Below are 10,712 nucleotides of genomic sequence, written 5' to 3'. Positions count from 1 at the left end.
GGGAAACAGCCCAGACCACCAGCTAAGGTCCCAAAGTAATCGTTAAGTGGAAAAGGATGTGGCGTTGCTTAGACAACCAGGATGTTGGCTTAGAAGCAGCCATCATTTAAAGAGTGCGTAATAGCTCACTGGTCGAGTGACGCTGCGCCGAAAATGTATCGGGGCTAAACGATTCACCGAAGCTGTGGATGCATACCGTTGGTATGCGTGGTAGGAGAGCGTTCTAAGTGCGTTGAAGTCAGACCGGAAGGACTGGTGGAGCGCTTAGAAGTGAGAATGCCGGTATGAGTAGCGAAAGACGGGTGAGAATCCCGTCCACCGTATGACTAAGGTTTCCTGAGGAAGGCTCGTCCGCTCAGGGTTAGTCGGGACCTAAGCCGAGGCCGATAGGCGTAGGCGATGGACAACAGGTTGATATTCCTGTACCACCTCCTCACCGTTTGAGAAATGGGGGGACGCAGTAGGATAGGGTAAGCAGAGCGTTGGTTGTCTCTGTTCAAGCAGTAAGGCGTGTGTGTAGGCAAATCCGCACACTATAACGTTGAGCTGTGATGACGAGCTCGTATGAGCGAAGTTCCTGATTTCACACTGCCAAGAAAAGCCTCTATCGAGGTGAGAGGTGCCCGTACCGCAAACCGACACAGGTAGTCGAGGAGAGAATCCTAAGGTGTGCGAGAGAACTCTCGTTAAGGAACTCGGCAAAATGACCCCGTAACTTCGGGAGAAGGGGTGCTCTTGAGCGTGCAAGCGCATGAGAGCCGCAGTGAATAGGCCCAGGCGACTGTTTAGCAAAAACACAGGTCTCTGCAAAACCGTAAGGTGACGTATAGGGGCTGACGCCTGCCCGGTGCTGGAAGGTTAAGAGGAGTGGTTAGCGCAAGCGAAGCTGCGAATTGAAGCCCCAGTAAACGGCGGCCGTAACTATAACGGTCCTAAGGTAGCGAAATTCCTTGTCGGGTAAGTTCCGACCCGCACGAAAGGCGTAACGATCTGGGCACTGTCTCAACGAGAGACTCGGTGAAATTATAGTACCTGTGAAGATGCAGGTTACCCGCGACAGGACGGAAAGACCCCGTGGAGCTTTACTGTAGCCTGATATTGAATTTTGGTACAACTTGTACAGGATAGGTAGGAGCCAGAGATCTCGGAGCGCCAGCTTCGAAGGAGGCGTCGGTGGGATACTACCCTGGTTGTATTGAACTTCTAACCCATGCCCCTTAGCGGGGTAGGAGACAGTGTCAGGCGGACAGTTTGACTGGGGCGGTCGCCTCCTAAAAGGTAACGGAGGCGCCCAAAGGTTCCCTCAGAATGGTTGGAAATCATTCGAAGAGTGTAAAGGCATAAGGGAGCTTGACTGCGAGACCTACAAGTCGAGCAGGGTCGAAAGACGGGCTTAGTGATCCGGTGGTTCCGCATGGAAGGGCCATCGCTCAACGGATAAAAGCTACCCCGGGGATAACAGGCTTATCTCCCCCAAGAGTCCACATCGACGGGGAGGTTTGGCACCTCGATGTCGGCTCATCGCATCCTGGGGCTGTAGTCGGTCCCAAGGGTTGGGCTGTTCGCCCATTAAAGCGGTACGCGAGCTGGGTTCAGAACGTCGTGAGACAGTTCGGTCCCTATCCGTCGTGGGCGTAGGAAATTTGAGAGGAGCTGTCCTTAGTACGAGAGGACCGGGATGGACACACCGCTGGTGTACCAGTTGTCTTGCCAAAGGCATCGCTGGGTAGCTATGTGTGGACGGGATAAGTGCTGAAAGCATCTAAGCATGAAGCCCCCCTCAAGATGAGATTTCCCATTACGCAAGTAAGTAAGACCCCTGAAAGACGATCAGGTAGATAGGTTCGAGGTGGAAGTGCGGTGACGTATGGAGCTGACGAATACTAATCGGTCGAGGACTTAACCACATTTTATTGCAAATTCAATGAAACGTTTATCCAGTTTTGAAAGAACAAATTTTCAATAGAAGGGTTTCAAGACACAAGCTAGTCAAGGAAACGACTAAGTGAATGAAGGCGCGTACTCAGGTACGTAACTGAATGAACGCAGGAAGTTGACGAAGGATAGTGTAGTGTATGAAGACCTTAAAGGTACGTCTACTAAGAACGTCACATCCATGTGACAACGTAGACGCCAGCACATCCATGTGCAAGTGAAGTGATAATGGCAAAGAGGTCACACCCGTTCCCATACCGAACACGGAAGTTAAGCTCTTTAGCGCCGATGGTAGTTGGGGGCTTCCCCCTGCGAGAGTAGGACGTCGCTTCGCTTTTTTTATTGGAATTTTATACTTCAATAAGTTATTTGTTGGAGGGGTAGCGAAGTGGCTAAACGCGGCGGACTGTAAATCCGCTCCTTAGGGTTCGGCGGTTCGAATCCGTCCCCCTCCACCATCTTTAAAGAGAGCCATTAGCTCAGTTGGTAGAGCATCTGACTTTTAATCAGAGGGTCGAAGGTTCGAGTCCTTCATGGCTCACCAGTTTTATAAAATTGTATAAACTGTCAGAATAAAAATATCTTAAGCATTTTGAAGAAGTAGGTTAGTGAAGAACAGCACCTTGTCTTCTATTCTAAAATGCCGGGGTGGCGGAACTGGCAGACGCACAGGACTTAAAATCCTGCGGTGAGTGATCACCGTGCCGGTTCGATTCCGGCCCTCGGCACCATTTTTTTAAAACATATTTGCGCCCGTAGCTCAATTGGATAGAGCGTCTGACTACGGATCAGAAGGTTGTGGGTTCGACTCCTGCCGGGCGCGCCATATCATTTTAGTATGTAGCACAGATGGAAAAGCAGTTTAATTCTGTTAGATTCCATCATAAAATTATTGAAATCTAAATTACGGCGGTGTAGCTCAGTTGGCTAGAGCACTCGGTTCATACCCGAAAGGTCGTGGGTTCGACTCCCTCTGCCGCCACCATTTAAAAATTTATAGTATTGTCGCGGGGTGGAGCAGTGGTAGCTCGTCGGGCTCATAACCCGAAGGTCACAGGTTCAAGTCCTGTCCCCGCAACCAATTTAATAAAACTATAGTATTATCGCGGGGTGGAGCAGTGGTAGCTCGTCGGGCTCATAACCCGAAGGTCGCAGGTTCAAGTCCTGTCCCCGCAACCAAATGGTCCCGTGGTGTAGCGGTTAACATGCCTGCCTGTCACGCAGGAGATCGCCGGTTCGATCCCGGTCGGGACCGCCATTTGTGGGTTTGTAGCTCAGTTGGTAGAGCATTAGATTGAAGCTCTAAGTGTCGGCGGTTCGATTCCGTCCAAACCCACCATAAATGCGGGTGTAGTTTAATGGTAAAACCTCAGCCTTCCAAGCTGATGTCGTGAGTTCGATTCTCATCACCCGCTCCATTATAGGGCCTATAGCTCAGCTGGTTAGAGCGCACGCCTGATAAGCGTGAGGTCGATGGTTCGAGTCCATTTAGGCCCACCATACAATTATTCCGAAGTAGCTCAGTTGGTAGAGCATCCGGCTGTTAACCGGCAGGTCGCAGGTTCGAGTCCTGCCTTCGGAGCCATGGCCCGTTGGTCAAGTGGTTAAGACACCGCCCTTTCACGGCGGTAACACGGGTTCGAATCCCGTACGGGTCATTTATAAGTATGCAGCATATGCTGCATACTTTTTTGTTTTGAAATAGAGCTTGCTTTAGCCGATAACCTCGGAGATTTTAGCTATGTATAAAAAAATCCTTTTACACAATAAAGTCAGGCCTGTTAGCTGACTTCATTGTGTGAAAGGAACCTGCAGAATTTAACAATAGAAAAGATTATTTATTGAATAAGTCAAATAAGCCGCCTATTCCGCCTTCATCGGAGCTTTTACCGCCCCCACCTTGAGAGACTGGTGCAGCTGCGAATACACGGCTTGCCAAACGGCTGAACGGTAAGGATTGTACCCATACTGTACCTGGCCCAGAAAGGGTTGCAAAGAATAAACCTTCTCCACCGAATAACGCAGTTTTAACACCTTTTACCATTTCAATATCGTAGCGTATGTCTTGTGTCATCGCTACTAAGCAACCTGTATCAATGCGTAATGTTTCACCTGGCAGTAATTTACGCTCATAAATTGTCCCGCCCGCGTGCACGAAAGCCATACCATCGCCTTCTAATTTTTGCATGATGAAACCTTCACCACCAAAGAAACCCGCGGATAATTTACGCTGGAATTCAACCCCAACCGATACACCTTTTGCAGCAGCTAAAAAGGCATCTTTCTGACAGATAATTTTACCGTTTAATTGACTTAAATCCATTGGGATAATCTTTCCAGGATAAGGTGCTGCAAAATATACTTTACGCTTGCCTCCACCAGTGTTTGTAAACGTTGTCATGAATAAGCTTTCGCCTGTTATTAAACGTTTGCCAGCTCCCATTAATTTGCTCATCAAGCCGCCTGAACCTGCTGCACCATCACCAAAAATTGTTTCCATCCGAATTTGGTCATCCATCATCATTAAGCTGCCAGCTTCCGCAACAACTGTTTCTTGTGGATCTAATTCCACCTCTACAAATTGCATATCGTCACCGTGAAGCACGTAATCGATTTCGTGGTTTTTCATTACTCTATTCTCCTTTAATCCATTTAGTCTTGTACTATCTACGTATTCGTAATCGAAGAAGTTTCATTTAGTTAATTTTATTTACGCCATTTTATATCTGTTTAATAGGAAGTTAAGAAAATATATGTAGTGCAATATTAAGCAAGATTGACGAAATATTATATGCAATTCGGAAGTTCATTATTATCCTCGAGCTCCCCCTTGCAACTATGGATAAACAAATAAAGTTATTTATAAAATATTTTATAATATGTAAACTTTTTGTTGAGCTCTGCGTTGTATAGGCAGAAGGGAGGTAGACATGGCAAAGGAATCAATGAATGAATTTATTCAACAAGTGGGAACCGTATTATATCGTTATTTGAGAAGACGTGGACTAGCCCATGAAGATGCAGAAGATATTGTGCAAGATACATGTTATAAATTTTTATTGCATAAAAACGGAATTCAATCAGATAAAGTCATGAGCTGGCTATACCGTGTAGCCACCAATCAATTTTACGATCTTAAGAGAAAAGAAAAGCGCCATCCTACATCCAATACAGATGAAGTTCAATTAGTATCGTTAGCTAATATTCCAGAAATTCTCGTTTTAAAAAGGGAAAAATCTAAAGATATTCGAGACACACTTAACATGTTATCCAATTTGCATGAGGAATTATTAGTGCTGAAATATGAGTTGGGATTGTCGTACAAGGAAATTTCAGCTTTTATGAATATGAATGAAAATACGTTAAAAACGCATGTTCGACGAGCAAAGGAAGAATTTATAAAACGCTATAAGGAGGACATTTATGATGAATGAAAAACAAGATGATTTTTTGTTTGATGAAACAAAAACGAAAAAATTGATGAGAAAGGCAAGATTAAGATCTACGATAAAAATTATTGGGATTACAATCATTGTTACGCCTATTGTTCTAATAGGATTTTGGTACGGCCTTAGAACTTTATCATTAAACAGTGCCCAGGAAGTAATGGATGATATTCGAGTATATAAAGAAATTAGCTCCCCAAATGTTCAAATTAGCAATCAAACGTATGATTATAATTTGTTCGGTGGAAAAATAAATACAACAACATACAAAGTACTTGGAGAAAATCATAGACCGTATATTTGGGAACCTGTTGAGAATGATTACAATTTATTTGGAACGCTTTTTAATTATAGCTCAGGATCCATCCAAATAGAAGGTTCAGACTCATTAGCAAAGCACAATCAAATCGAACGCTTTAATTTACAAACTGGTGATCGAGAAATGTTTTTTTATCATCCAGAAATATCATACGATGTTTATAAAGATAATATGAATGAACTCAATCAATTTGAAAAAAATACTTTAGTGGAATTAGGGCTATCTTTTGACAAAGCCTATCATTTTGAAGAAATCAAAAGTAAGCTACCTTCGGATGTACAAGTAGACTGGTGGTGGGTAGATGCCTATACAGAAGAACGAATGGATTTTCTAAAGCAAGGACAGAATACGATTCCAGCGAATTATCCGTTAATTTTTGGATTTCAGTCCGAGCAGTCAAAACCAAAAGCACAACAATCCGAACTTCTCGAACACAACGAGATTACATCCTTTATTAATAACATTGAAAGTCTCAGAGAAAGTAAGAACTTTAAGTGGGAAACAGACGAAGTGTATAAAGCTTTAGTAGGGAAAGATGGAGTCTTAGATCAAAGTGATGTGAAAATTATTGGGGTCGTAGTAACTGGCACACCGGATCAATTGAAGTCATTACAAGGACAACCATACATTATGGCATCTACGTTTGGGGTAATCTCTAATCGAAAATAAAGATTAATGCAGTTACCGTAATCATTTTGAAGGTAACATACTTATGTAAATTATTTATACTTTGATTGCAAAATTAAATATTCATAAAAGGAACTCCTAATTTCATATGAATTTAGCATATGAAGTTAGGAGTTTTTTTATCCTATAGTAACGGACAGTTATAAAACTTCACGTTATTGCTCGATTTGTGAAGTCTAACAATTTGGGAAGGGGAGAACATCATTGATTGAGTTGATTTATTACGAAAGAATGAATTTATTATAAAAATAATAATATTTATTTTAAGGAAAAAAGGGGATAAAACAGAAAATGTCGAATATTAAAAGATAAATTGAGCATTAGTGAGGTGTTAGGATGGAACTGTTGAATTTTATCGGCGGTGAATGGACGAAGGATACATCACTGCAAGAAATGCCCGTTATCAATCCTGCTAATGGTGAGCAAATCGGAACACTTCCGCTATCGAAGAAGGAGCAAGTCGATTTAGCGGTAGAAAAGGCAAAAGCAGCACAAAAAGCGTGGGCGCTCGTTCCTGCGCCAAAACGTGCAGATTATTTATATGAAATCGCTTTCAAATTAAAAGAAAAAAAGGAACATTTAGCCCAAACATTGACTCGTGAAATGGGCAAGGTTATTGAAGAGGCTCGTGGTGAAGTACAAGAGGGTATCGATATGGCCCTATATATGGCTGCAGAAGGAAGAAGACTGTTTGGGGAAACGGTCCCATCTGAGCTACCAAATAAATTTGCGATGAGTGTGCGAGCGCCAATTGGAGTAGTTGGACTTATTACACCGTGGAATTTTCCAATTGCGATTGCAACTTGGAAGGCATTCCCTGCCCTTGTCGCGGGAAATACAGTGATTTGGAAGCCATCCAACGAGACACCGTTTATGGCCTATGAATTGGCAAAAATATTTGAAGAAGTTGGCTTACCTAATGGGGTAGTGAACGTCGTATTTGGTTCAGGTCCAACGGTTGGAACAGCAATGGTTGAGCATCCTGCGATTCGTGTTATTTCATTTACAGGCTCGACTGTGACAGGTAGTAAAGTTGCTGAGCTTGGTGGGAAGCATTTAAAGAAGGTGTCCCTTGAAATGGGTGGCAAAAATGCCGTAATTGTAATGGATGATGCGAATTTAGAGTTAGCCATTGATGCGATTTTGTGGAGTGCATTTGGTACTGCCGGTCAGCGTTGTACTGCATGTAGTCGTGTCATTGTGCATAAAAATGTAAAACAACAACTCGAAGAAAGCCTTGTCGAAAGGACAAAGCAGCTCACGATTGGTGATGGGCTTGATCCGACAGTGAAGGTAGGACCAGTTATTAATAAAGCCGCATTAGAAAAGATTAATCACTATGTCCAAATTGGCAAGCAAGAAGGAGCGAAGCTTTTAACTGGCGGTGAAATTTTAGTTGAGGGCGACTTAGCACAAGGTTTTTACTATGCACCGACTATTTTTACGGACGTTAAGGCAGATAGTATTTTAGCACAGGAGGAAATTTTTGGTCCTGTCGTTAGCATCATTGAAGTGGAGAGCTTAGAAGAGGCGATAGATGTGAACAATGGGGTGAAGTTTGGTCTATCAAGCTCTATTTTCTCGCAAGATGTAAATACTATTTTCAAAGCACAGCAGATGCTTGATACAGGCATTGTGTACATTAACGCTGGGACGACAGGAGCTGAAATCCACTTACCATTTGGTGGAACGAAGGGTACGGGCAATGGACACCGAGATTCTGGGCAGGCAGCACTTGATGTGTATACAGAATGGAAAAGTATTTATGTAGATTACAGCGGCAAGTTGCAACGAGCTCAAATCGATAACAATGCATGATTTCGTCTTTAGACGATGAATCATAAATTACTTTACTTCACTATAAAACAAAGGGGATGTTTTCATGAAAGTAGTAGTGTTAGGTGCAGGGTTAATGGGGAAAGAAATTGCACGCGATTTAGTAGCAAGTGAGCAAGTCGAAAAGGTGTTTTTAGTGGATGTTGCAGAAGCGCAGGCGAAGGAGTTTGTAGCAACGTTAAATTCAGATAAGATCGAAGCGGTCCGTCATGATGCCCAGTGTGATGTGGATTTACGTGAAGCAATCGTGCGAGGGGACGTTGTAATCAATGCACTATTTTATACATTTAATGAGCGTGTTGCAAAGGCTGCCATTGATGTAGGCGTACATGTTGTTGACTTAGGCGGACATATTGGAGGCATTACGGAAGCTGTTTTTCAATTAAATGAAGAGGCAGAGAAAAAAGGGGTAACGGTTGTTCCAGATTTAGGCGTAGCTCCTGGCATGATTAATATTTTAACAGGCTATGGGGCATCCAAGCTTGATTCAGTTGAAGCAGTTAAATTATTTGTTGGAGGAATTCCAACAGAGCCGAAGCCACCCCTACATTACACACAAGTATTTTCATTAGATGGGATGTTTGATCACTATACAGAGCCATCAAAAATGATTACAAAGGGTACTTTAACCGAAGTGGAATCTTTAACGGGCATTGAACCAATTTATTTTGATGAATTTGGTGTATTAGAGGCGTTTTATACGTCAGGTGGAATTTCAACTTTGCATAAAACATTCCCAGATGTAAAGACGCTGGAATATAAAACAATTCGTTATAAAGGGCATGCAGAAAAGTTCAAGCTATTAGCAGACTTAGGCTTTTTAGATAAGGCAAACACGGTTGAGGCAGGTGGCCACGAAGTCAATGTTCGAGAAGTAACACGTGAAGTGCTGAAAAAAAAGCTAGATTTAGGGAACAAGGTCGATGCTGTTTTATTACGTGCCATTATTTCGGGCGAAAAATCAGAAGAACAAATAACATATGAATATGAAATGGTTGTACGTAAAGATGTCGAGAAAAATGTAACAGCAATGGCTCGAGCAACAGCGAATACAATTTCAGTCGTTGCTCAAATGATTGGTACAGGAATGATTACAGCGCGTGGCGTTCATCCACCAGAATCTGTTGTGCCAGGTCGTGAGTTTATCCAGGAGATGGCCAAACGCGGTGTAGTTATTAGGGAAACCTCTCACCGCTCAGCGATGATTGTTAAGTGGTAGGGGTGATTTAAATGAATTTTGATTTTACAGAGGAGCAAGTGCTTTTACGCAAAACAGTTCGTCAGTTTGTTGACACAGAAATTATGCCTAACATTGCGGAATGGGATGCTCAAGGTGGCTTTGATCAAAGTATTTGGAAACGTCTAGCAGAACTCGGATTTATGGGCGTCTGTGTACCTGAAAAATACGGTGGAGCTGGTATGGATTACAATGCATTAGCGATTGTTTGTGAGGAGCTTGAGCGCGGAGATACTGCCTTTCGTACGGCAGTGTCCGTGCATACTGGGTTAAATAGCATGACACTTATGCAGTGGGGAACAGAAGGACAAAAAGAAAAGTATTTAACTCCGCAAGCAAAGGGTGAAAAAATTGGTGCATTCGGCTTAACAGAGCCTGGTGCAGGATCTGATGTAGCTGCTATGAGCTCGTTTGCTAGACGTGAAGGTGACTATTATATTCTAAACGGGCAAAAAACATGGATTTCCCTCTGTGATGTGGCAGATCACTTTATTGTCTTCGCCTATACGGATAAGGAAAAGCTCCATCATGGAATTTCAGCATTTATTGTGGAGCGCACATGGGAAGGCTTTAGCTCGAAGGCGATTAAGGGCAAGTATGGTATCCGTGCAGGTAATACCGGCGAGCTCTTTTTTGAAGATGTCAAAATTCCTGCTGAAAACTTGCTTGGTGAAGAAGGTGAGGGTTTTAAAATTGCGATGTCTGCCCTTGATAATGGGCGTTTTACAGTGGCAGCGGGTGCAGTCGGTCTCATGCAAGCCTGTATTGAAGCAAGCGTAAAGTACTGTCAGGAACGCGAAACCTTTGGAAAGCCTATTGGGGAGCATCAACTAGTCGGCCAAATGCTTGCGAAGATGGAGGCAGGCTATGAAATGAGTCGCCTACTTGTGTATCGAGTCGGCGAGCTGAAAAATAAGGGTGTCCGCAATACACGTGAGACATCCTTAGCAAAGTGGCAGGCGTGTGATTTTGCGAATAAGGCTGCGGATGATGCGCTACAAATTCATGGGGCATATGGATATTCTGATGACTATCCAGTAGCACGTTATTTACGTAATTCGAAAGCGCCAGTTATTTATGAAGGGACACGAGAAATTCATACAATGATGCAGGCAGATTATGTATTAGGAAAGCGTGCGGACAAGAAACTACGTCGAATGCTACCTAGCTGGCCGTTCGAAGTATAGCTTTAAGTACGAGGGGCAATATTTGCCTCTCGTTTTTTCGCTTGAAAAATATTTACAAAAAATAC

6 protein-coding genes, 13 tRNA genes and 2 rRNA genes (1 of these 21 cut by a window edge) are annotated in these 10,712 nt (G+C 43.3%); 20 read left to right on the top strand and 1 reads right to left on the bottom strand.

All coding sequences use genetic code 11. The features are described 5' to 3' along the window. The 15 genes from MKZ17_RS18105 to MKZ17_RS18035 all read left to right on the top strand — a co-directional run. Positions 1 to 1,907: ribosomal RNA gene (locus MKZ17_RS18105) — 23S ribosomal RNA — on the top strand; it begins 1,021 nt to the left of the window's first position. A 246-nt stretch (positions 1,908 to 2,153) separates the two neighbouring features. Continuing rightward, positions 2,154 to 2,269 (top strand): 5S ribosomal RNA (rrf, locus tag MKZ17_RS18100). Between the two features lie 40 nt (positions 2,270 to 2,309). Further along, a tRNA-Tyr gene (locus MKZ17_RS18095) sits at positions 2,310 to 2,393 on the top strand. A 10-nt stretch (positions 2,394 to 2,403) separates the two neighbouring features. Further along, positions 2,404 to 2,479, top strand: a tRNA-Lys gene (locus tag MKZ17_RS18090). Between the two features lie 98 nt (positions 2,480 to 2,577). Beyond that, positions 2,578 to 2,666, top strand: a tRNA-Leu gene (locus MKZ17_RS18085). 18 nt (positions 2,667 to 2,684) lie between these two features. Further along, positions 2,685 to 2,761: transfer RNA gene (locus tag MKZ17_RS18080), tRNA-Arg, on the top strand. Positions 2,762 to 2,843: 82 nt separating this feature from the next. Then, positions 2,844 to 2,920: transfer RNA gene (locus MKZ17_RS18075), tRNA-Met, on the top strand. Positions 2,921 to 2,941: 21 nt separating this feature from the next. Beyond that, positions 2,942 to 3,016, top strand: a tRNA-Met gene (locus MKZ17_RS18070). 23 nt (positions 3,017 to 3,039) lie between these two features. Beyond that, a tRNA-Met gene (locus tag MKZ17_RS18065) sits at positions 3,040 to 3,114 on the top strand. Between the two features lie 3 nt (positions 3,115 to 3,117). Then, positions 3,118 to 3,193: transfer RNA gene (locus tag MKZ17_RS18060), tRNA-Asp, on the top strand. Positions 3,194 to 3,198: 5 nt separating this feature from the next. Beyond that, a tRNA-Phe gene (locus MKZ17_RS18055) sits at positions 3,199 to 3,274 on the top strand. Positions 3,275 to 3,279: 5 nt separating this feature from the next. Further along, a tRNA-Gly gene (locus tag MKZ17_RS18050) sits at positions 3,280 to 3,353 on the top strand. A gap of 5 nt (positions 3,354 to 3,358) precedes the next feature. Beyond that, positions 3,359 to 3,435 (top strand) — tRNA-Ile (locus tag MKZ17_RS18045). Positions 3,436 to 3,444: 9 nt separating this feature from the next. After that, positions 3,445 to 3,520: transfer RNA gene (locus tag MKZ17_RS18040), tRNA-Asn, on the top strand. Position 3,521: 1 nt separating this feature from the next. Further along, positions 3,522 to 3,593: transfer RNA gene (locus MKZ17_RS18035), tRNA-Glu, on the top strand. Positions 3,594 to 3,769: 176 nt separating this feature from the next. Here the strand turns inward: MKZ17_RS18035 and MKZ17_RS18030 are convergent. Next, positions 3,770 to 4,564 (bottom strand): TIGR00266 family protein, encoded by a 795-nt coding sequence (locus MKZ17_RS18030; RefSeq protein WP_340725121.1) that lies wholly within the window; start codon positions 4,562 to 4,564, stop codon positions 3,770 to 3,772. 301 nt (positions 4,565 to 4,865) lie between these two features. On the opposite strand from MKZ17_RS18030, the gene MKZ17_RS18025 reads away from it, so the two are divergent. The 5 genes from MKZ17_RS18025 (at position 4,866) to MKZ17_RS18005 (ending at position 10,647) form a co-directional block, all read left to right on the top strand. After that, the gene (locus MKZ17_RS18025) at positions 4,866 to 5,369 is read left to right on the top strand and encodes an RNA polymerase sigma factor (protein ID WP_340725120.1); all 504 of its coding nucleotides are present in this window, start codon (positions 4,866 to 4,868) and stop codon (positions 5,367 to 5,369) included. Beyond that, on the top strand, positions 5,359 to 6,369 hold the full coding sequence (locus tag MKZ17_RS18020; RefSeq protein WP_340725119.1) for an anti sigma factor C-terminal domain-containing protein: 1,011 nt from the start codon (positions 5,359 to 5,361) through the stop codon (positions 6,367 to 6,369). The genes MKZ17_RS18025 and MKZ17_RS18020 overlap by 11 nt, the downstream gene beginning before the upstream one ends. A 354-nt stretch (positions 6,370 to 6,723) precedes the next feature. Next, positions 6,724 to 8,205, top strand: coding sequence for an aldehyde dehydrogenase family protein (locus MKZ17_RS18015; protein WP_340725118.1), 1,482 nt, complete (start codon positions 6,724 to 6,726; stop codon positions 8,203 to 8,205). A gap of 64 nt (positions 8,206 to 8,269) precedes the next feature. After that, positions 8,270 to 9,442: a saccharopine dehydrogenase family protein gene (locus tag MKZ17_RS18010; protein WP_340725117.1), complete on the top strand. Its 1,173-nt coding sequence runs from the start codon at positions 8,270 to 8,272 to the stop codon at positions 9,440 to 9,442. Positions 9,443 to 9,453: 11 nt separating this feature from the next. After that, positions 9,454 to 10,647 (top strand): acyl-CoA dehydrogenase family protein, encoded by a 1,194-nt coding sequence (locus tag MKZ17_RS18005; protein WP_340725116.1) that lies wholly within the window; start codon positions 9,454 to 9,456, stop codon positions 10,645 to 10,647. The last annotated feature ends 65 nt before the right edge of the window (positions 10,648 to 10,712 follow it).

Source organism: Solibacillus sp. FSL R7-0682 (genome assembly GCF_038005985.1).
In the GTDB taxonomy this organism is placed as follows: domain Bacteria; phylum Bacillota; class Bacilli; order Bacillales_A; family Planococcaceae; genus Solibacillus.
This window is presented reverse-complemented; position numbering and strand designations above follow the sequence as displayed.

Coding starts and splice junctions, on each gene's coding strand:
- MKZ17_RS18010 (WP_340725117.1), top strand. CDS start 8,270: ATGAAAGTAGTAGTGTTAGGTGCAGGGTTAATGGGGAAAGAAATTGCA.
- MKZ17_RS18005 (WP_340725116.1), top strand. CDS start 9,454: ATGAATTTTGATTTTACAGAGGAGCAAGTGCTTTTACGCAAAACAGTT.
- MKZ17_RS18025 (WP_340725120.1), top strand. CDS start 4,866: ATGGCAAAGGAATCAATGAATGAATTTATTCAACAAGTGGGAACCGTA.
- MKZ17_RS18030 (WP_340725121.1), bottom strand. CDS start 4,564: ATGAAAAACCACGAAATCGATTACGTGCTTCACGGTGACGATATGCAA.
- MKZ17_RS18020 (WP_340725119.1), top strand. CDS start 5,359: ATGATGAATGAAAAACAAGATGATTTTTTGTTTGATGAAACAAAAACG.
- MKZ17_RS18015 (WP_340725118.1), top strand. CDS start 6,724: ATGGAACTGTTGAATTTTATCGGCGGTGAATGGACGAAGGATACATCA.